This is a genomic window from Actinoplanes derwentensis (assembly GCF_900104725.1).
Classification (GTDB): Bacteria; Actinomycetota; Actinomycetes; order Mycobacteriales; family Micromonosporaceae; genus Actinoplanes; species Actinoplanes derwentensis.
Map to the genome: position 1 here is coordinate 822,616 of NZ_LT629758.1, position 21,216 is coordinate 843,831.

Sequence of the window (21,216 nt, forward strand, 5' to 3'; positions counted from 1 at the left end):
TCAAACGCGGCTGCTCACTGATCAACGCCAATCGCCAATCGTCAGCCGTCGGCATGAGTTTTCGGGGGGTAAACGGGGGCCAGCATGGTGCCCGCACCGGCGGGCCGGTAACCGGACTTAAGCTGCACCTGTCAGATTGGAAACAAGGCGCCTACCCTCCCACCCGATGTCGCCGCATCCCGGGACAGCGCGAGTGACCCGCGCCGATCGCTTTGGCTACCGCTTGCGGGAAGCTGCCATGGTCTTGCTCGACGACTCCGAAGGGCCACTGCCACGGCAGTGCCGCCGCTTCCCGGGGCGCGGCTGCGTGTACCGCGTCAGCGTGAACGACCCGTGGCGACCTGCTTGGCTACGCCAGTCGTGTTGTACCGGAACCGGGCCATCTCCACGGTGACTGAGTACTTTTCAGCGATGTCGTCGATACTGGCCCCGCGGCGGGCGACAGAGATGAGCAGGTCGCGCGGAAGCAGGAGCGTTCCGCCGAGCGCGGTCGCTTCTTCCTCCTCGTCCGGCTTGCAGGTTCTGAAAGGCATGCCAGCGAGCTCTCGGACCTCGGACAGGTCGTGTTCCAGGATGATGTGGGCGAGCTCGTGGGCGATGTCGCTGTTCTGCCGGCCGCGTCCGCGAATGGGATTGACGACGATGATCTTCCGGCCGCGCACCTCGAACGTCGCCGCCGAGAAGGCGTACGCCTGGATGCGCTCCAGTTCTTCAAGTTCAGCCAGGGGCACGAGCGTTGCGGCGTCGACGATGGCCACGTTGAGATGGCCGGCGAGGGCGCGCGGGTCGAGCTGATCGGCCGCCGAGAGGGAGAGTTCCTGGCGATAGCGCTTGGCCGTTCGTTCCGCGTTCGCCTTGAACCCGTGCTTGAGAGTCAAAGTCTTCCCGAGTCCACCAGTCGTTCAAGCTCCGAGTTCATCGTGCTCAGCATGGTGTTCAGGCGCTCGGGAACTCCGGGGCGAAGGACGCTGGCTGCACGCAGATGGCACGCGACAACCGGAGGACCGGTGATGTTCTGAGCAAGCGCGTCGTACATGGTTCGAAGCATGTCGGCGATCTTCCCAGCGGCGGCCGGCGCGAGTCGCGGATCGGACGATAGGTGGGAGATCGCGGCGTCGATGCTGCTTTGCTCGCGCGGTGCGATGGGCGCGAAGAAGTCGCTCGGAGGCACGCCGAGCCACGCGCACAGAAGCATGAAGGACGTGAGGTCGGGCTGTGACCCGCCCTCAACGCGGGAGAACGTGCTGAAGCTCACGTTGGCGTCTGCGGCGGCCTGACGGAGGGAGAGCGAGCCCCGGCGCTCGCGCAGCATGGCGCCGAGACGCGTCAGGTCGAGGCGTTCGATCTCTCCGGAGGCGGCTTGAGGAGGGGCCTTGTCGCTCATTTCCGTCGTGCTCGGTAGGTCCAAGGCATGGGTTCAGCATAACGCCGAGTGACGCTTCAGTGAAACACCCGCGCGCCGCTCAAGGTCGACACTGCCGCTTTGCTGATACAGTTGATGTTCACGGCGACCGCTCGCACCGCGAGCAGGGAGGAGGCGGCCATGAGTGCCACCGACGTCCAGAAGAAGTTCCAGATCTCGATCGACGGAAAGGAGTACACGACCCGCGACGACGACCAGGAGGCGGCAAGCCTGCTTCGCCTCGCCGGGCGCGACCCCGAGAAGTACGATCTCGCCCGCCTTCGTCCGGGTGACGAGCCGAAGGTCATCAAGGACGCCAAGGTCCTCGACCTCAAGGACGGCGACGCGTTCATCTCCGTCAAGCAGCGCGCCAAAATCACTTTCACGATCGACGGTGTCGGCTACTCCACCAAGGACGACGATCAGGAAGCCGCAGCGCTTCTTCGCCTCGCGGGTCTCAACCCCGGCGAGTACGACCTCGCCCGCATCCGCCCTGGGCAGGACCCGAAGGTCTTCAAGGACGAGAAGGTCCTCGACCTCCGGGAGGGCGACACCTTCATCTCCGTCAAGCAGAGCAGCCCCGTCGCCTGATGTCTCCCGAACCGAGCGCTCCGGTCGCAGCCTTCATCGCCGACCTCGCGGGCCAAGGAATCCAGGCCAGCGTCCAGGGGCCCGCCGTCGTCTACTCGGTGTACGCCGTGGCCGGAGCGCTCGTGGGAACTGAAGTTTCCACGGCGGTCAGCATCGTCGAGCTCGCCGGATGGCCCGCCGCGCCGCCGCACTGGCTGCACTTCGAGAGCACGGTGCGATTCGCGACCAGCAACACCGACACCACCGAGTGTCTCGACGGCTGGCTCCGCCATTCCCGTGACATCGGCGCTTGGAGCACCGACCGGCCGCCCATCATCAACTGGCTTGCACACGTGCGCGGCGTGATCAAGGACGCAATCACATGAACCTCTCCATCGCCATGACCGCAGAGGTGGCAGCCGAACTCGACCACCACCTCATTCGCGAAGACGGCCAGGAAGACGTCTGCATCGCCACCTACGTCTGGTCGACAGGCGCAGAGCGCACCACCGCACTGATCCGCAACGTCGTCCTGCCCCGCGACGGCGAACGATTCGTGCACGGCAACGCCGAGTTCACCGGCGCCTACGTCGTCCGGGTCGCTACCGAAGCGCGAGACCGAGGTGAAGGCATTGTCCTTCTCCACTCACACCCAGGCGCACGTGGCTGGCAAGGGCTCAGCAGCCCCGACCATAACACCGAGTCCGAGTACGAACGCGTAGCCCAGGCAATCACCGGCATGCCCCTCCTCGGGATGACGCTCGCCACCGCTGAGCAGGAGTGGTCAGCCCGAGTCTGGTATGACCGGACCGCGCCGACCGCTGCCGAATCCGTGCGCGTCGTCGGAGAGCGGCTCACCGTGACATGGAACGACAGGGCTCGTCGCCGCCCGATGGCGACCGCCTTCCAGCACCGCACGGTCGCGGCGTGGGGCGAGCGTCGCCAGGCGAGCATCGCACGCCTCAAGGTCCTCGTCATCGGAGTCGGCAGCGTCGGACTCGACGTTGTTGCACGCCTCGCCGCCACGGGCATCGAACACGTTGGCTTGATGGACATCGATGTCGTCGAAGACCTCAACCTCGACCGCATGATCGGTGCCACGCGCGAAGATGCCCGCCTCGGGCGGCGTAAGACCGAGGTCGCCGCACGTATCGCTCGACAGGCTGCGACATCTGACAACTTCACGGTGGCGGTACACGACCTGAGCATCACGACGCCGCCGGGGCTCGCCGCAGCGCTCGACTACGACGTCATCTTCTCCTGCGTCGACCGCCCCTGGCCTCGCGGCGTCCTCAACGTCGTCGCGTACGCCGACCTCATCCCGGTCATCGACGGCGGCATCGCCCTAGATACGCTGCCGAGCGGGGAGATGCGGGGCGGTACTTGGCGAGCCCATGCACTCGTCCCCGGGCGCCCCTGCATGGTCTGCAATGGGCAACTCCGGGTCAACGAGCTCAGCCTCGATCGAGCCGGCCTCCTCGACGACCCCGAGTACATCCGCCAATCCGGGATTAACACCGGGGCAGGTAGTCCGAACGTCGCAGCGCTCGCCGCGTCCGTCAGTGCCGGGCTCCTGGCCCAGTTCGTCAGCCTGGTCGCCTCACCCGGAGGCCTGGGTGTGTCGGCGCCGCTCCGCTACATGCTCGCCCCCCACCAGCTCGAGCACTTGCCCATCAAGAGCGGCGCGTACTGCCCGTACGAGAACGCGACCGCGCACGGTGATGCACGGCAGGCGCTCGCTGACGACAAACGCGCGGTGCGAGAGCGAACTTGACGCGGGTGAGCGCCGGATGCTCAGCCTTCCGGCTCTCCCGCACGAAGGGTCGCGAACGCTTGCGCCTGAGCTTTCTGCGCACACGCTGTCCGTCGATGATCTAGCGCGAGGCGTTAACTTTCGCCACAAGATCAAAGAACTGCGATGTCGAATTGGGCAACCTGGTCGGCGACTCCTTCCTGCGTCGTGATCCCTGGCATCACGAAAATGTCGTACCCGGGCCCTAGCCTTCCTACGGCTTTGTGGTCCGAAGGGAGTGTGGACGTGAATAGTGCTCGGATAATGGGTCGACCGGGAAATGCTGGCACGCGCGATGCCGAGTTGATTCTGACCTTGATTGCGTCGGGATTGATGCGACTGTCGGCGTGGCTGGGGCCGGAGGACGCGCGCCGCCCTTACCCACTGGCTTTGCAGCAGGGTTTTGATCAGCTGACCTGGGCGTGCTGGTCTGCTGCGGCCGATTCGCCGACCGATGTTGGTGACCTAGTGTCGCGCTGGTGCACGCGGCCGTTGGCGGCGTGGCCGGTGACGTGGCCGGAAGGCGCGGTCGGTTCGGGCGATCAACTCGTGGTCGATGGTGAGCCGAGTGAGACCTGCCGCGACTGGGCGGTATCCAATCCGGACGTGGTCAGTGAGGTACTGGAGAGTGCCTTCATGCGCGAGGTCCGCTCGACCTGCCGAAGCATGGGGCCGCGTGGGCAGGTCGTCTATGTCGCGCTGCGCCGCCTGCTGATTGATTCTCCGACGCTGACCGGATTGCAGCAGCTGGAACGGCGTAATGCCTTTCCGGACCTGCCGGCCTGGTCGGAATGGCTTAACTCCGCCTACGAACCGTTGACCGTCGATCACGTCGTGGAGGGCAAGGTCGGCGTCTGCCGCCGATGCGGGCACGTCGCTCGGCACATTAGCGCCGGGTGGCGATGCTCGACGCCGCGGTGCCGCGCGTTGCCCACTGCTCCGCAGGTGACTTTGCTGCCGGGCAAGGGCGTCGTGAAGATCCGCAGGGACCTGAGCACCTACATCAGCCTTCCCGGACGCCCCGAAGCTGACCTTGCCCGCGCGCTGGAAAAGCGGGGGGCGACCGTGGTGTGGTGGCCGGATGTCGACGCCTACGACCTGCTGGTGATTTGGCCCGACGGGCGCCGATGGGGCATCGACGTTAAGGACTGGCGTACCCCGTACGCCCTGGCCCTGCGACTGCGCCCGCTTCCGAGCTATCCGGCCGGGCACGAGTTCGCGTACACGGAGGGGTTCGTCATCATCCCGGACGACCGAACCCGTAAGCAGCGTAACTATCTGACGATCCTGCGGCGGCACAGCGCCGCCCTGCGCGAGCAGCCGAGGACGACGGCTCTGTCGGTGTCACAACTCATGGACAAGGCGGCCGGAGGAACCCGTGGCGCGTGAACGGGGGCGCTGGCACGAGCGCCTTACCAAAGAGATCAAGCAAGCGGCGAAAGACCGGGGTTGGAAAGTCGACGCAGTCCAACTCGTGACGGTGGAACTGGTTCTGACCCTGGCTAATCAGGTGTCCCCGCAGGAACCGGCGAGCGGCGCGTGGGCGCAGCTCAAGGGCTACCGCTTCGACGACGCCGGTGAAGAAGCCGATCACGCCCTGTCGGTGATCGTCTGGCTGGTCGGTGAGCTCAAGTCCGAACCGGTTTGGCGCGAAGCGCTGGCCGCCTACCTGGAGATGCCCGAGCAGCTGCGGGCCTATCTGCTCGACGGGCCCGATGATGTGCTCCCGCCGTTCCGGCGGCCCGCGCTGGTCGGCGACCGGGAAGCCGATTACCTCGCCGCGCTGGAGCAGTTCCCGCCGCATCGCAGCAGCGAGATCCCGATCGCGGAGCCCGGCCAGAGCTACTTCGTGAAGGCCGAGGACGGCAAAGAGACGATCACAATCCCTGAGCAGCTTCCCGACTGGGGCACGTTGGCGCGCCACGACTTCGATCCCGCCCCGCAACGCCGGCCAGTGCGCATCGGGTGGAAACAGCTGGTGGACTTCGCGGCCGAGCTGGACCGCGAGGATCTCGAGCACGGCCGGGAGTTCCAGCGGTGGCACGGCCGTGTCGAAGACCTCACTATCCGCCTGCGTCAGGCCGACGACACCTTCGAACGGGCCACCGAGCTCGACTTCGACCGGTTGCATCACCTCGCGGGCATGGTCGGTGCAGGAAAGAGCACGCTGATGGACTTGCTCGCGATCTGGGCGGCACGCCATCAACATCACGTCACCGTCGTGGTCGCCGACGTCGTGCAGGTGCTGACCCGTGTCCAGCTGTACCGCCGCTACGGGGTAGGCGCCGCGCCGGTGCTCGGCGCGTCAGGGCGTGGCCGGCACATCCAGCAGCTGCACCGCCCCGGCGTACGCCGCGCCGAAGGCCTGAACGCGATGAATGTCCCACTGCTGCAATGGGCCTCCACCGCCTGCGCGTTGAGTAGCCGCCGAGCTGAAGCGAAACCGTGGAAGCTCGACGAGGCACCGTGCCTACGGCTCAAACAGCAGAAGATCGGCCCGCGGGGCGGCACCACCGACGTCGATCACGTGTGCCCGCTCTGGGCCCGCTGCCAGCGGCACCACGCCTCCCGTGAGCTGGTCACCGCCAAGGTGTGGGTGACTACGCCAGCCGGGCTGGTCTTCAGCCGGGTTCCCCAGCCACTCATCGATGCGGACCTGCGGTACCTGGAACTGGCGTGGTACCGCAGCGACCTGATCATCGTGGACGAGGCCGATCAGGTTCAGACCCAGCTCGACGGGATCTTCAGCCCCAGTCAAACGCTGGCCGGCGACGGCGACGACGCCTGGATGGACGTCATCGACATCACCAAGAAGGTCGAACTGCCCGCCCGGGGGCGCGGGCCGATGCGCGAGCCGAAGGTCGCGCGGTGGGTGCACCTGGTCGACCTCGCCGACATGCTGATCTCGCGTATCTACGCCCTTCTGGGCAACGAGCCGCACCTGCGCGCCTGGGTCGGTGACGGCTACTTCAACGAATGGACCCTCGCGGTGCGGCTCACCGCCATGTTCGCCGCACCCCGAGCCGACGCCGAAGCGGACGATGACTCCGACTTGCCGGCGATCGACGTCGAACGGGCGCAGGCCTGGCGTAAGAGTTTCTCGGTGTGGTCGCTGGCGCCGACCAAGACGGAACAGCCGACAGTCGACACACGCGCCGACGAACTGCGCCGGCTCGCCGAGCAGACCGCCTATAAGGACGAGTCCACGGTCACGAAAATGGTGTCCGCATGGCTGGCGAAGCGGCGCGACATCACCGAACCACAGGATCTGGGCGACCTGGCGCTGAAACTGCACTTCACCCTGCTGGTCGGCATCCTCACCAACCTGATCAGCAGTATCACCGGCCGGTGGAACGACGTCGAAGGACCGCTACGCATGCGCGGACACGGCTCCAGCCTCGTGCACCGCCCACCCGTCGAATATGTGGCGATGGTCCCCGATTCGCCGATGGGCAACCTGATCGGCCTGCAGTATCAGCACGACGACGACGCCCACCCGGACCGGCTCGGCTCTCTGCGTTTCTTCCGCTGCAACGGCATCGGCCGGTGGCTGCTGCTCAACCTGGCCAACCTCTACACCGACGAGCAGGCGCAGCCACCGGGCGTGTTGCTGATGTCGGCGACCAGTTGGGCGGGTACCTCCCCGCGTTACGACCTGCAAGTACCGGTCACCGGTGTCTTGCAGGCACCGCCGCGTGAGCTGGAAGGTATCAACGCCAGCGAGTTCAGATACAGCCCGCAGCGCTACGGCACCACCGACCGCCGGATCCGGATCTCCGGCACACCACCGGAGCGGCGACCCGCCGCGCTGGCCGCCATGGTTCAGCAACTCGCCCGGATCGTCGACGACGGTCTTGGTGCCCAGCCGAGCCTTCTTGAACAGCAACGTGACGCCCTGCCATCGGGTCGGCGACGCATCATGTTGCTCGTCGGCAGCTACGCCGAGTGCGAGCAGGTCGAAGCCGCGCTGCTGCGTGCCCGCCCCGACTGGGCTGGCGAAGTTCTGCGGCTGATTCCCGACGACGCGAGCTTCACCCACCAGTGGACCGGCCACACGCTGTCGCGCGGCAGCGTCGCCGAGCTGCGGCACACCGATGCCTGGCTGCTCGTCGCTCCGCTGCTGGCGGTCGAACGCGGCCACAACATCCTCAACGACGAGCGGGTCGCCGCGCTCGGCGCCGCCTACTTCCTGGTCCGCCCGCACCCGCGCCCGGACGACATCTCCTACCACGTTCAGGACATCAACCGTTGGGGCGTCGACCAGATCCGCACCGGCCTGCCCGCCGGTGGCCCTGCCACCAACCCGGCCCACGAGCGCGCAAAGGCGTTCATCGCCGCCGCCGGTACACGCTGGCGCCAGTCACTGGCTCACCCTCTAATGCTCTCGCGCATGGACGACGACGAACAAGCGGCGTTTATGTGGACCCAGCTGGTCACCATCTGGCAGGTCATCGGTCGGCTCGTGCGCGGCGGCCAGAAAGCCACCGTGCACTTCTGCGACGCCGCGTTCGACCCCGCCTCCGACACCAGCCTGCTCGTCGGCATGCACCACGTCCTGACCGCCGCCCAAGCCGGCAAAGGCATTCGCCCGCAGGACGTCGAGCTCGCCACCATCCTGTACGACCCACTGCACCGCGCCCTGACCGCCCTCTTGGAGCCCTACCGTGCGCTATGACCTCATCCAGGAACTCGCCTTCCCCCTCGACCCGCAGCGCCTGACAGGGCTGCTGCGTCCCTACCAGACCTGCACCTTCCCCGCCCCATGGAAGGCGGCCATCGCCGAGTTCCTCAACCCCGGCGCCAGCACCGGCCCGCGCGGTATCCCGCTACGCGACCTAACCACCGCGTTCTCCACCTTCCAACCAGAAGTAGTCGTCAACGACGCCCGCGGCGACAACCAGCTCTGGCTCGGCGCCGCCACCCAACCCGACGACACCGCCCTCACCGCACTGATCCACAGCGGCATCGTCACCACCGCACACGAACAGGCCAAGCGCTACCCCCGCAAACAGATCCAGCTCGACCGGCTCCCTGACCTGCTCGCCGTGATCAAACCGGCGACCGACCTGTCATGGACCACCACCGACCCCGTTCCACGACCCGGGGAAACCGCCGGCGACCCCGTCTTCCGGCTCCTGCCCGACCTGCTCGCCGCCCAACTGGTCAACGACGGCTTCACCGTCGACCACGGTGGCGTCACCACCTCCCGGTTCCAGCGCATCACCACGGGCAGCGGCGCCGAACTCGTGTCCTGGCCACCGCACTACCACCCGCGCCGCAAACGCCGGTGGCCCTGGTCCTACGTCATCGGCCTCACCGTGCAGACCTACCCTGACAACCCCGTCCCGCATCTGTTCGTCCGCGTCGGCCTGCGCCGCTACGCCAGCGGCAAGATCTTCCTCAAGAACTACAAGCGCGCGCTCTCCGTCGCCGTCAAAGCCCCCGCACCCTGGTACGACGGCGCCACCCCGCCGATGTTCGCGCGCGCCAGCATGAAATGGCGGCCCGGCGCCCACGGCAAGAAGGAAGGGTTCTGGGACTGGCGCGACGACATCGTCGCCGTCCTGCAGCGATTCCACTCCGGAGTGACCTTGCCCGCACCAGCAGACCTCGCCAGCGACGCCCTGCGGCATATCCCGGAACTACCCACCTACGAGGCCGGCTACGAGACAGCCGTGTTCTACCGCACCGGCTTCAAAGACAAGCACCCCGTCGGAGACGGGGCCTCGGCCAAAGACCGCTGGCGCATCTTCGAAGCCCTGCGCGGAGCTCTCCAAGACCATCTGCGCCCCGTCGAACCCACCGCCCGCGTGCTCGGCGTAAGCGCACCAGCTCGGCCACCGGCCAAGAAAGATGGCCTGCACATCGACACTCGGCGGGTCGCCGCAGCCATCAGCCGGGAGGTCACCTTCGAAGTGTGGTGGCAGACGACGGTGATGCGTGACGAAACCCTGACCCGCCTGACCGACGTCCTGCAGATGCCCGCCCTCACCCCCGCCGCAGATAGTACGAGCTGGACGACGCAGAACGACGATCTACGCCTCACCGTCCACGCCCGTGCTCTCGCGGAGCGAGACCTGGCGGGCAAATTGGCGATCGATTCGACGATCACCAAGAAAACGGACCGCATCCGGGTCGCGGCCACCACCCGCATCGGTCAGATCCGCGACTGGCTGGAGCCGTACCGCACCACACAACCCGCTCTCGTGATGGTCGAACTCGACGACGGCGACGCCTTCGCCGACGAGGACGACCCCAAGTTCGCCACCCGCATCGGCGCCGGCCGGACCGGCCGTAACACCCAGTTCCTCGTGCCCTATCGCGAAACCGAGACCGCGAGCAACCGGCGGATCCGCATCGAGCAATCGCTTCGAGAACTGTTCGTACGCCACGCCGGGCTCCCGGCTCGGCCCATGCGACTCGGCCTGGACGACGAGCCCCTCCCGCCCACCACGCGCGTCGTGGGCCTGTGGCTGGTACGCAAGAACACCCCGCAGAGTGCCGCCTACCCCATCGCGGTCTGCTGCGACCCCCGCCAGCCCGTCACCAAGGTCCGGCTGCCCGGTGACCGAACCTGGCTGCCCATGCACCAGGCTCTTCTGCGGCTGACCAAGCTGCAAGGCGACGACGCCCTGCTAAACAGCAAACAGGTCACCACCTTCATCGGAGACTTGCTGGAGCAGCTGAACAACCTCGACGGCCCAACTCTGCTGCTCAGCCACTCCCAGAACCTGCGCGGCATGTGGGCCAACACCACCAACGGGCGCCTACGGCTCGACGACCTGAGCACTAACATCCACGAGCAGCTCCCCGCATCTAAGTACCCCAACATCCGGTTCATCCGCGTCCGAACGAACCTCGGCGACGAAACGGCCCAGCATTTTGCGATCGCCGAAGGCAAGACTGAAAACGACAGAGGTGAGCAGGAGAAGATCAGCCTGATTGGTCTGAGCGCCGGTTTGTGGAAGCCCTCAAGCGCCCACCACCGGCTCTTCTTCAGCACCCCCGACAAACCGGCTACCGCATCAAAGACCTCACCGAAAGGCTCTCGCGTCGAACCGCGGATCAAGAAATCCAAGGACCATCCCGACGTGGAAATCCTCGACATCGGCGCTGACGTGTGGAACCCCCAGCTCGCCGAATACTTCGTAGCCGCCCTCCAGCCCGGCGACAAACCTGACCCGTGGGCGGCAGCCGCCCACCAGTTCCGGTACGCCGCCGCGCACTACGACGATCCGACCCTGCTGGCGCTGCCGCTGCATCTGGCCCGGAAAGCGGGCGAGTACCTACTACCCGCCTACCAACTCGACGCCAAGATCACCGAAGCCGACGGGTAAGCGATCGCGTTGACGGGCCTTCAGTGAACCCAGATGCCGTTTGGCGAGACGCGGCGTGCGAGTCGCTGGCCGGCAGGGCTGAGGGGTGTTGACCAGGACAGTTCGGTCAGCGGACATTCGGCCGAGTCTGCGAGCGTTTGAACAAGTGCGCTGCCGACTGCTTTGCCGCGGTGTACGGAAGCTGTCCAGATGAGGTCGATGGAGGCTCGGGTGGTGGAGTCGTCGCCGGTGTAGGCGTCGTCCGGATCGAGGGTCCACCGTTGGTGATGGTCGCGGTCTTCGGCGACGAGGTAGCCGATGATGTATCGCTGGAAACGGAGTAGGTAGGCGCGGCGGTTGGTAAGGCTGGGTTTCGGCCGGTCACCGGCCTCCCATGTAGTGAAGTCATAGCCATTTTCTCGTTTGGGTGCCAGCGCGACCTTGGCGACCAGCCGGCGCCAGGTCACGCTCGACTGTGGGGTCACCACCGCAACGTTGCCGTGCTCCCAGGTGATGTTCTTCGGTATCGGTAGGCCTATGGACCACAACTCGTGCTGTGCTTCGTGGCGGCCGATACCGAACTCGGCGAATGCGTCGCGGAACCCACAGGGGCAATCCACGGCTGGTCGGGCCTTGACCTGTCGAAACACTACGGGGGTCAGGTCGCCGCTGCGGTCCTGGTCGCGGATGCGGTCTTCCAGCGGACGCCACGGGCCGTCCGTCGGGGTGGCACTGCTCCTGGCTATGACGGTTGTATTCGGCTCCACCAGGGCGGCTTGACCTGGCCCCACTCGCGAGGAGTGTGACGGTTTGAATCGGCTCCACCAGCACGGCTTGAAGTGGCCCCACCTGCGGGCCGGATTCAGTCTTTCGGGGCCGGTCCAGTGGCGTGCCGGTCAGGATCTGCTGGTGGCGGGTTGTTTCGCGGCGGTTCTGGAGAGTCGGTAGGAGTCGGTGCCGGTCTCGATGATCGTGCCATTGAAGGTGAGCCGGTCGACGATCGCTGCGCAGAGCCGTGGGTCGGTGAAGGTGCGGGTCCAGCCGGAGAAGGATTCGTTGGATGCGATGGCGACGCTGTTCTTCTCTTCGCGTTCGGTCAGGACTTGAAACAGCATCTCCGCGCCGCGGCGGTCGAGTTCGAGGTAGCCGAGTTCGTCGATGCAGAGCAGGTCGACCCGGCCGTAACGGGCGATGGTCTTGGTCAGTTGCCGGTCGTCGGCGGCTTCGACCAGTTCGTTGACCAGCTTCGCGGCGAGGGTGTAGCGGACCCGGAACCCGGCCATCGCGGCTGCTGATCCGAGGCCGATTAGCAGGTGTGATTTGCCGGTGCCGGAGTCACCGATCAGGCAGAGTGGCTGGCCGGAGCGGACCCAGTCGCAGTTGGCGAGGTTGTTGACCAGGCCGGGGTTGATGTTCGGGTTGGCGGTGTAGTCGAAGTCGCTGAGCCATTTCTGGCGGGGGAAGCCCGCTGCCTGCAGCCGCCGCTGGGAACGGCGCCGGTCCCGTTCCTCGCATTCGGCCATCAGCAGTTCGGCGAGCATGCCTCGATAGCTGAGCTGGTCACGTTCGGCGCGGGTGATCAGTTCGGAGAACTGGCTGCGGACCGTGGGCAGGTGCAGGACCCGGCAGGAGGTCTCGATCGCCGCGTCGGCGGCGCTTTCGGTCATGGCTCGAGGAACACGGCTCACGATGATTCCTTTCTCCGGTGGTGTAACAGCTGGTCCCAGCGGTTTAGGTCCGGTGGCGGCCGATGATCGGCGGGCAACCGCGCCACTCGCTGCAAGGTTCGTTCGGTGACCGCTGGCGGTGGCGGTGGCGGCGGTGGTGCCGGCGGCGGCCCGGCCGTGATCGTGGGTGAGGGGCCGGCGTTCTGGGCGGCTTTGCGAGCTTCGACCGCGACGATGTCAGCGGTCGCGGCGCCGACGCTCAGGGCGGCCCGGATGCCCGCGGTCACGTCCTGACCGCGCAGATGCCGGTGCAGCAGTAGGACCTGGATCAGTTGCCGGGTGCCGGTGGCCTCGTTGGTGGCGGCCTTCGCCGCTGCCCAGAAGGCTTCATGATCGGCGGTGAAGGTGCCTTCCCGGCGTGCTTGGTCGAGGGCTTCCGACCCGGCGAGGGCTCCGGGTTTGCGCAGCAGGATCTCCAGGTAGTGATCCAGCAGCAGCCGCTGGCCGCCGCGTCCGGGCAGGCGGGGATGCCGGGCGATCTCGGTGCGGCCGTCGGCGATGACCACTTCGGTGGTGCCGAGCGTGACCTGCAGCTTGCGGCCGATGAACCGGGCCGGGACCGAGTAGTTGTTCATCCGGACGGTCACCGTCGCCTCGCGATCGACCCGCGGCCGCAGCGTCAGTGAAGCCCCGAACTTCTCCGCCGGCAGCCGGGCCAGCAGCGCCGCCTCAGCGGCGAAGTCCTCACCGATGGTCCTCGACCGGAGCCGGATCTTGCGGTCCCGGTCGGCCAGATCGGCGACCGCCAGCCGCTGGTTCAGCTCTTCCAAGGTGGCGACGGCCGGGACGGGGGTCAGCCGGTTGCGGCGGTAGTAGCCGACCTGGCCTTCGACGCCACCCTTCTCATGAGCGCCTTCCAACCCGGGGATGCAGTAGAAAGCCGTGAATCCATAGTGCTCTCGGAAGCTTTCCCACCTGGGGTTTTCCATTCTTGATCGGCTCCGGAAGACTACCCGGCGCACTGCCGAACTCAAGTTGTCGTAGCGGATCTGCCCGACCGGGATCCCGCCGATCAGCTCGAAGGCGTATTCGTGTCCTTCGAGGAACGCTTCCTGTCCGCAGGACACCGTCACGCGATGCACCGACAGGCCGGAGTAGGCCAGCCGGAACGCGAACAGGTGACAGCGGGTCATGATCCCGGCCAGGCAGATCACGACCTCACCGAAGTCGACTTCGGCATCGGCGCCGGGCCGGTTGTGCCTGATGATGAACCCGTCCGCCGGTGCACCCGCTTCCGCCGCGATCTGCCGGCGTCGCGTCGACACGTAGTCACGCACCGTCGAGTACGGGACGTCGGCTTTCAGCTCTTCTGCCAACCGGTCCTTGATCCGCCGAGCGGTGTGCCGCTGCTTGCGCGGTGCTTCCAGATCCGCCCGCAGCCACTCGTCGATCGTCTTCTTCACCGGATCCAGCCGCGGCGACCGGCGAACCGGCTGCCGACGCGGCGTCGGCTCGGCCGAGGTCAGCGCTTCCCGGACAAACCGGCGGTGCACCCCGTGCTTACGCGCCAGCGCCCGGATCGAGAGCTCTTCGAGCACCGCGTCAGAACGTATCCGGCGGAACAGTTCGACCTTGGTCAACGACACGGGCGCCCCCAACAACGGCGAGCACACTCAGGACTTCAAGCGCAACACCGCAGGTGGGGCCATTTCAAGCCGCCATCACCCATTCGTGCGGGAAAGTCACTCGCGAGTGGGGCCAGGTCAAGCCGCCCTGGTGGAGCCGAATACAACCGTCATAGCCATGCTCCAGCGGTCCGGCCGATCAACGTACTCCTCGGGGAAGGCGGCGCGGCTGAGTTGTTCGATGCGGGATAGCTGGGGGCGGATCCAGACCCCAGAGGGTGTCGCTCGGCCATTGAGGCGTAGTCCCTGCTGATGTGCTTTCGCCCGCAGGAAGCGTAGGAAGGTATGCGGTCGAGCGTCGAAATCCACCCCGCGCCGCAGTTGGCGCTCGCCGGGTGACAGCCAGTCGTCGATCGGTAAGGCCAGCTGGGTAGCCAGGCTGTCGAGCTTTGAACCGTCCCGCGCTTCTTCAGCTGCACGCAGGGCGCTGACCGCGTCGTCCACGTACGGGAACGGCATGAATAGGGTGATGGTGCGGTCTCCGCTACCCCACGAGAAGTTGCCCGTGTAGCCGTCCACGTAGATCCGGTCCATGGCTGCGGATCGCAGTCTGTCGGCTGCCTCTACGACTCCCGCCGGTAGAACAGCCGCTTCGGCCCCGTGGGTATCGGCGTAGCCGTCGCGGTCCAACTCGACCACCACGTACCACCGCGCCGGCCGAATCGAGATCTTGCGGGTGCGCCACGAATACGGTGGTGGATCAAGAAAGATGACGTCCTCAGCCATCACGCCTCCTATTTCCATCACTCAACAACGACCGCTGCGCCAACGAAGCGCCCCTCCAGCTCAGCGCGATGCTGGGGATGTGGGTCGCAGCGTCGCTTGGCGCTGTTGCTGTCAGCCGTGCCACGGCTCCGTGTATCGCGATACGAGACGTCCACCGCCAGCGCCCAACGCATCCTCGGCGAGTTCGTCCCAGTCGGTGTACCTGAACCACTTTTTGCCCTGCAGGTGGATCGTCCAGCCTGCAAGGTCGCGGAAGGTCGAGATCCGGTCGAGTTCGATGGCGTAGGCGTCGCCGCGCGACCCGGGGTCACAGGCGGTGTGGGTGACGCGCCAGCGTGCCGGGCCTGGGCGGGTGCGGAGGTTGTCGCCCGTCATATTTTCGGTGGCCGGGTGTTCCGCTTCCCATGCCGCCGTCTTCTGCTCGCAGCGTGCGATCTCGTCGTTGTCGACCCATAAGTACCCATCATCTGGGGGCACGTTCTGAGCACAGAGGTCACACACCGCGTGAAGATCCGGTTCCAGTTCGGGCACAGCGCTCCCAACGTGCACGACGACGGCGTTCATCGACGATGGTAACCACGTGCGGGACAGCCGGGGATACCCCGCAGGTCAGACCAGCGCCCGTCGCACAAGTTCGTTGCGTAAGCCGCTACGACCGGAGATACTGGCTGAGCCCGTCGACAAACGACACATCCTCTTCGAATGAGTGACGGTCGACCCGCGCCGACGGCCATGGAGCCTGAGCGGGCGATCCCGAGCCGTTGACCGGCTCGTATACAGGTCATCGACCTTCTTGCGATGACGGGCGACTCATTTCGCGTACGCCTCACGCGTCTTGTTACGCCACCCGCACGGTCTCCTGCCGCGCGGGTCCGTCTCGCACGAAGGATCCCAAATCATGGGCGACCTGTCGGTCGTCGGCTTCGACACGCGCACCCGACGCAGTGTCCACGTCGACGACGCACCTAAGCAGGTCTGGAACAAGCACGGGTACGGCGGAACCGCGACCCTGGTGTGCTGGCACTGCTTCCACGGCGACGAAGCACCACCTGGCACTCTCGTACCGTTGCAGTGCCGCGGCGGCAGGAAGTACGGCAAGGTCCGCACACACTTCGCGCACCCTCCGGGCATGGCACCGGCCGGTGGCCACCACCCCGAGACCCTGTGGCACGCCAACGCCAAACAGACCCTCCTGCGATGGGCCCGCCAACAGCCCGGAGTCGCCGACGCAGTGACCGAATACCGGACCGCGGACGGGCGTCGCCGCACCGATGTCGAGGTCAGCCTCACCGACGGCACCCGCCTCGCCATCGAGGTTCAACAACAGCCACTTACCGACGAGGCATGGACCCGCCGCCACCAGGATTACACCGCCGCCGGCCTCACCGACATCTGGCTCTGGCACCCCCGCATCGGCGTACCCGGCATTGCCCGCGACGAGCCACAATGCCACTGGCAACTCGCCGTCGACCTCGATGCCATCGGCATACCGCTGGCACGACCACACGGCTTCGACGGCGCCTGGTGGATGCGGCCCGACCACCGCATCCGCGCCCTGCACTACCCGCCCTGCGCAGGCGACCAGACAGAAGTGCGATGGACTGCCCTCGACCACTTCACCGCCGGGCAAACCGGCTTCCTGCTACCCGCAATAGTCATCGCCGAACTCCGCGAGATCACTGCAGCGGTCGCGCGAAACGCGGACAGACTCCGGCAACGACACTCGGCTCCACCGACGCCGGAGCAACAGGCCGCACAGGGCGAGCGAGTCAACTTCGGACAAAACAACCCACCGGCCGTGCCCGATCTCCGCGTTCACGAAGTCCACCGCATCGACGCCCTGCCCCCAAATGCTGATCTAGAGCTACGGCGCTACCGCTGCCAAATCTGCAACTGGGTAACCGGCGACCTACTCAGCGACGGCGTCCATAAGCTCATCGAATATCCCTGAGCGTGACGAGCCGAGACGGCCACGCCCCGATCCCGAGCAGCTCGTTCCAGATTGCTGCACCATGCCCGGCTCGTCATACTTAGCTCGTACGGTGGGCAGACGATGCCCGCCAACCCCTCGCGCTCGACCACTGCATAACGATGACAAGAGTCGACAACCTACGCTCCTCGACCACTGGGGCCGTGGTCTTGTCATCCACCATCAGAACTTTGCGCTGAACTGCACAAACGCCGCGACAAGGTGATCATCACTTGTCATCGCCGGCCAGCCGTTGGCAGGGGTTTTCGGGGGGTAAACGGGGGGGTGCGTTTCGGAAGATCCCGCCACGGCGCCGGTCCACAGCCTTCACCAGATCCCGTTAGTCACCTGCCGGTGATCACGCCACCGCCCTGACCTGTGGCCCGGCTCCGGCAACAACGGCTCGATCACCGCCCATGCCTTATCCGTCAGCTCACTACGCCAACACCCGACACATCAACCAGGACTGATTAACAGGTCGGCAGGACACTGTCTAGCGGAGCTCATCCTATTTGGACGAAGCTGAAGTAGCCGTATCTGAGATCTGAGTACACCAGGATGTTGGTGATGTCGGTGTCCGCCGACCGCTTCCATACTGCCGTACGTGGCTCCAGCCCGTGGTCGCTGAGCGTCGGCTCGAAGGTGAGGACCTTCTCCTCGACCGTTATCCGCCCGTTCTCCGAGAACGGGGTGCCGAACTGTTGGCCGCTGAACTCGTAGGCCCCGTTGGCCTGAATGGTCAGCTGAAGCTTCGGCTCCGAGCCGGGTCCCCCGCTCCACACCCCGACCAATTCTGGTGGAACGGTTCCGCTGCCCTGCGGGAAGCGGGAGGCTGACGAACCGGAGTGGGGGGCAGGTGACGACACGCTCGGGCTCGGCACTGTCGGCTGGGGCGCGGTGGGCCTGAGGAACTCCGCCCAATCGGGTATCAGGGCCACGACGGCGACAAACAGCCCCACAACCGCAAGTAGCGTGGCGGAGGTGATCCGCCCCGCGCGTCGACGCGACTCCGATACTGCATCACGCGTCGGTGCGGAGTCCGCTGTGGCTTCAGCTTTCGCTTTCCCGTCCGGTCCAGGGGCGCTGCCCCGGCCGCTATCCGCAACGGCGTCGGCAGGGTCACCGCCCTCGTTGGTCGCTGGAGCATCGCCATCCTCACGCCCGCGCGGCGAGGGCTGCTGCATAGTGCGACGATACCGCGACCGCCGCTGGCTAGAGGAGTCACAACAGCCGATTCGGACGTTGGGTGCCGCGGCATCTGGAAGTACCACGCTTTCTTGCCGACGGTTTGGGACAGCGGTCGTCCAACCAGTCCTTTAAGGCACTCTCACCAGTCGGGCGGGCCACCACGGACGCGGGCGGCAGCGCGACCTTCGAGGGCAAGCCGGCGCAGCCGGTACGGCCGGTGCGGCAGTTCCCTGAGCCGAGTCAAGCTCGACAGCGCCCGATTAGGCATCTCCGGGCCGAGCAGTCGCTGCGAAGGTGGCATAAGGTCTTTGCCTCTGTAGTGGCGGTCCGCCGGTTGGACGTCGACGAGCCAACGTCAAGAAGCGGCACGGGTACGGACCCCTCCTTGTGGTCCTGCAGTCCATCCCGCGCTCACCCGCACTAGGTGGTGTGTTGTAGATCTTGAGGGAAGATCTTGATGTGTCTCGATGTTTATCGAGGTGCTATGAGCGCACGATTTGAACTCACCGACGCCGAGTGGGTTCTGCTCCAGCCGCTGCTGCCGCAGAACCCGCCGCGCGGTCACCGCTGGAACGACCACCGCACCGTCATCTCCGGGATCCTGTTCCGCGAACGCACCGGCGTCCCCTGGCGGGACCTACCACCCCGGTTCGGGAACTGGCAGACCATCTACCAGCGCAAACGGCGATGGGCCCTCGACGGAACCTGGCAACACATCGCTGAACGGCTGCGCCTGGACACCGACATCGACGATCCCGAGTGGACGCTCGGCATCGACTCCACCGTGGTCCGCGCCCACCAGCACGCCGCCGGTGCCCGCCACCAGCCCCCGGCAGACCAGTCAAAACCCTGACGGCGACCGGCCCCGCTACCGAACCCGAAGCCCTGGGCCGCTCCCGGGGCGGGTTCGGGACCAAGCTGCACCTGGCCGCCGACCTGCACAGCAGACCTATCTCCCGATCGCTGACCGCCGGCCAACGCCACGACCGTATCGGCTACGACACCGTCATGGCCGGCATCCGCATCCCCCGACGCCGCGGCCGGCCCCGGACCAGGCCCACCCGCCTGCTGGCCGACAAGGCGTACTCGGTAGCCGCGATCCGTACCGGCCTGCGCCGACGCGGAATCACCGCGACCATCCCGGAACGCCGTGACCAGCGCAAGAACCGCCTCAACCGCGGCTCCCGCGGCGGCCGGCCACCCCGCTTCGACGCCGACCGGTACCGGCAGCGCAACACCGTCGAACGCGCGGTCAACAAGCTGAAACAGTTCCGTGCCGTCGCCACCCGTTACGACAAGCGGGCCTTCATGTACCTGGCCACCGTCGACATCGCCACCATCAAAATCTGGCTCCGCGACCTCACCAAAGATCAACAACACACGACCTAGCGGGGCGCCACGGTAAGTCGATCTACGGCACTGCTGGTCAACGAGTCGCAGCTCAGCAATCTTGGGTGAGGACCGTCCTGGCAGTGTGGGGGTCTTCCTGGCGGTTGCCGAACGATTGCTTCGCACTGCCGAATTGCTCTGTTCTGGATCAAGGCGCCGCGCAAGCGCGGCGCGGCCGGCTCACTCGGCCTGCTGGCGGCCTCCGGCCGGCATCGGTCGGCGAGCCGGCCACCTTCGGATATCGGTCGGCATGGCAGGAGAAGACTGCGATCATCCGGCGATGGAGATCTGGTCCCACGACGGCAAGCTGTACCAGCTCACGTCGGGATATAGCTTGCATGACGACGCTTGGCAGTACGAGTTGGCGGGTCTGACGGGGCCTTCTGGCACTGGACCATTCCTCTCCGTCCTGATTCCGGACACCACTCTGGATGGGCCGTTCACGCCGAGGCCAGCTTCGGGCATCGTCGTTCATGCAGGCGGCGGCATCGTCCCTTGGCCGATCCTGGAGAAGCTGGTTGGCGTACTCGACTCCAGCGGCGACCTGGTCGATGAGCTACGGGATCTGTCGGCGGAGGCCATCTCGCTGCCGCTGACACGCAACGTCTGGTCACACGGGGACCGGCGATACGAGGTCAACCACTTCCACTACGGCGACATCGAGTCGTGGTGCTACGAGCTGTACGAAGTCGAACTGGGCAACACCGAGAACAACTACTTGGACGTTCGCATCCCCGACGCTTCACCCGAGTCCGGTCCGTTTGTTCCGCTTCCTGCCGACCACGTGACCCTGACGATGCACGGCCGATGGGAACTTCCCTGGCCGGTCTTCCGCCGGTTCCTGGATGCCATCCGCGCGGCTGGCGACATCGTCGAGGCCGTCGGCGACGAACCCAAGCCGGTGGACTGACCCTGCCGATCGCTGCGGCGGTCACCCGCCGTTGCGCTTCCGGAGATTGCTGCCGCGCCGCTTCGCGGCTTGCCCTCGACTCAGGTGGTCGCCGTAGGCGGGGGGTCCAGCAGGGTGGTCCAGGTACGCCCGGCCGTGCCAGGCCCGTGCCATCTCGGCGTGCCGCGGACGGTCTCCAGTGGTCATGATCGGGTAGTCGGGCAGGGCATCTGAGCAGGTAATCCGGGCTGATTATGACATGGCGTAGCGATCTTCCAAACTGGGCGCAGCGGTCGTCTTCGATTAGGTCAGCGGTCCGGCGATGCGTCGGCTTCTAGTAGCGCAGAGCCGAAACGGTCAGCGAGATGTTCGAGCCATCCCGGTTCCTCGTAGATCTTGCCGTCACGCGGTGCTTCGCGGAGCCCACGGAGAAGATCTCGTACCCGGTTCTCCGGGGTGCGCTTGCCAGGCTTGATCCGTCTGTCTGATGTGATCCACCGGCGTACCGCGGTGTCGACGTATCCCGCCGGGCTGTGTCCCTGCCAGCACTCAGCTACCTGGACCTCTCGGAGGAGCGCGGTCAGCGTGGCCGCTCTCTCCTCCCGCGATTGTCGAACACTCAT

Annotated in this window: 17 protein-coding genes and 1 pseudogene; 9 read left to right on the plus strand and 9 right to left on the minus strand. The window is 66.2% G+C overall.

Annotation, left to right across the window (positions count from 1 at the left end; translation table 11 throughout):
• Nucleotides 1–317 precede the first annotated feature (317 nt).
• Both BLU81_RS03605 and BLU81_RS03610 read right to left on the minus strand, forming a co-directional pair.
• Nucleotides 318–878, minus strand: a complete 561-nt coding sequence (locus BLU81_RS03605) for an ImmA/IrrE family metallo-endopeptidase (RefSeq protein WP_092541564.1) — start codon at nucleotides 876–878, stop codon at nucleotides 318–320.
• On the minus strand, nucleotides 875–1,384 hold the full coding sequence (locus BLU81_RS03610; protein WP_092541566.1) for a helix-turn-helix domain-containing protein: 510 nt from the start codon (nucleotides 1,382–1,384) through the stop codon (nucleotides 875–877). Before BLU81_RS03610 ends, BLU81_RS03605 begins: the two co-directional genes overlap by 4 nt.
• Before the next feature lie 159 nt (nucleotides 1,385–1,543).
• On the opposite strand from BLU81_RS03610, the gene BLU81_RS03615 reads away from it, so the two are divergent.
• From BLU81_RS03615 to BLU81_RS03640, 6 genes are all read left to right on the plus strand, one after another.
• Nucleotides 1,544–1,993, plus strand: coding sequence for a hypothetical protein (locus tag BLU81_RS03615; RefSeq protein ID WP_157751182.1), 450 nt, complete (start codon nucleotides 1,544–1,546; stop codon nucleotides 1,991–1,993).
• The gene (locus BLU81_RS03620; protein WP_092541570.1) at nucleotides 1,993–2,358 is read left to right on the plus strand and encodes a hypothetical protein; all 366 of its coding nucleotides are present in this window, start codon (nucleotides 1,993–1,995) and stop codon (nucleotides 2,356–2,358) included. Before BLU81_RS03615 ends, BLU81_RS03620 begins: the two co-directional genes overlap by 1 nt.
• Nucleotides 2,355–3,746, plus strand: a complete 1,392-nt coding sequence (locus tag BLU81_RS03625; RefSeq protein WP_092541572.1) for a ThiF family adenylyltransferase — start codon at nucleotides 2,355–2,357, stop codon at nucleotides 3,744–3,746. Before BLU81_RS03620 ends, BLU81_RS03625 begins: the two co-directional genes overlap by 4 nt.
• Before the next feature lie 321 nt (nucleotides 3,747–4,067).
• Nucleotides 4,068–5,153, plus strand: a complete 1,086-nt coding sequence (locus BLU81_RS03630; RefSeq protein ID WP_157751184.1) for a pPIWI_RE_Y domain-containing protein — start codon at nucleotides 4,068–4,070, stop codon at nucleotides 5,151–5,153.
• Entirely contained in the window at nucleotides 5,143–8,439 is a 3,297-nt protein-coding gene (locus BLU81_RS03635) for a pPIWI_RE_Z domain-containing protein (protein ID WP_269460984.1), read from the plus strand. Before BLU81_RS03630 ends, BLU81_RS03635 begins: the two co-directional genes overlap by 11 nt.
• The gene (locus tag BLU81_RS03640) at nucleotides 8,429–11,101 is read left to right on the plus strand and encodes an RNaseH domain-containing protein (protein WP_092541578.1); all 2,673 of its coding nucleotides are present in this window, start codon (nucleotides 8,429–8,431) and stop codon (nucleotides 11,099–11,101) included. The genes BLU81_RS03635 and BLU81_RS03640 overlap by 11 nt, the downstream gene beginning before the upstream one ends.
• Nucleotides 11,102–11,121: 20 nt before the next feature.
• On the opposite strand, the gene BLU81_RS03645 is transcribed toward BLU81_RS03640, so the two are convergent.
• The 5 genes from BLU81_RS03645 to BLU81_RS03665 all read right to left on the minus strand — a co-directional run bounded on the left by BLU81_RS03645 (nucleotide 11,122) and on the right by BLU81_RS03665 (nucleotide 15,722).
• Entirely contained in the window at nucleotides 11,122–11,847 is a 726-nt protein-coding gene (locus BLU81_RS03645) for a GNAT family N-acetyltransferase (protein WP_157751187.1), read from the minus strand.
• A 129-nt stretch (nucleotides 11,848–11,976) separates the two neighbouring features.
• Nucleotides 11,977–12,768: an IS21-like element helper ATPase IstB gene (istB, locus tag BLU81_RS03650; protein WP_269460971.1), complete on the minus strand. Its 792-nt coding sequence runs from the start codon at nucleotides 12,766–12,768 to the stop codon at nucleotides 11,977–11,979.
• Nucleotides 12,765–14,387 carry an IS21 family transposase gene (gene istA / locus BLU81_RS03655; protein ID WP_172890773.1) on the minus strand — a complete coding sequence of 541 codons (1,623 nt, stop codon included), beginning with the start codon at nucleotides 14,385–14,387 and terminating at the stop codon, nucleotides 12,765–12,767. Before istA ends, istB begins: the two co-directional genes overlap by 4 nt.
• A gap of 123 nt (nucleotides 14,388–14,510) precedes the next feature.
• Complete coding sequence (locus BLU81_RS03660) at nucleotides 14,511–15,158, minus strand: hypothetical protein (protein ID WP_157751189.1); 648 nt, start codon at nucleotides 15,156–15,158, stop codon at nucleotides 14,511–14,513.
• A gap of 111 nt (nucleotides 15,159–15,269) precedes the next feature.
• A complete protein-coding gene (locus BLU81_RS03665) occupies nucleotides 15,270–15,722 on the minus strand; it encodes a hypothetical protein (protein WP_092541590.1) in 453 nt (150 codons plus the stop codon).
• Between the two features lie 334 nt (nucleotides 15,723–16,056).
• Between BLU81_RS03665 and BLU81_RS03670 the strand changes: the two genes are divergently transcribed.
• Nucleotides 16,057–17,109, plus strand: a complete 1,053-nt coding sequence (locus BLU81_RS03670) for a competence protein CoiA family protein (RefSeq protein ID WP_092541592.1) — start codon at nucleotides 16,057–16,059, stop codon at nucleotides 17,107–17,109.
• A 293-nt stretch (nucleotides 17,110–17,402) separates the two neighbouring features.
• Here BLU81_RS03670 and BLU81_RS51920 read toward each other — a convergent pair.
• Nucleotides 17,403–17,559, minus strand: a pseudogene (locus tag BLU81_RS51920) (transposase); the annotation flags it as partial.
• A gap of 71 nt (nucleotides 17,560–17,630) precedes the next feature.
• Nucleotides 17,631–17,909 (minus strand): hypothetical protein, encoded by a 279-nt coding sequence (locus BLU81_RS03680; protein WP_092541594.1) that lies wholly within the window; start codon nucleotides 17,907–17,909, stop codon nucleotides 17,631–17,633.
• Between the two features lie 890 nt (nucleotides 17,910–18,799).
• On the opposite strand from BLU81_RS03680, the gene BLU81_RS03685 reads away from it, so the two are divergent.
• Together BLU81_RS03685 and BLU81_RS03690 are read left to right on the plus strand one after the other, a co-directional pair.
• A protein-coding gene (locus BLU81_RS03685) for an IS5 family transposase (RefSeq protein WP_157751191.1) occupies nucleotides 18,800–19,704 on the plus strand; the annotation gives its coding sequence in 2 pieces (ribosomal slippage) (nucleotides 18,800–19,147 and nucleotides 19,150–19,704; 903 coding nt in all).
• 280 nt (nucleotides 19,705–19,984) lie between these two features.
• Entirely contained in the window at nucleotides 19,985–20,614 is a 630-nt protein-coding gene (locus BLU81_RS03690) for a hypothetical protein (RefSeq protein WP_092541596.1), read from the plus strand.
• Nucleotides 20,615–21,216 lie beyond the last annotated feature (602 nt).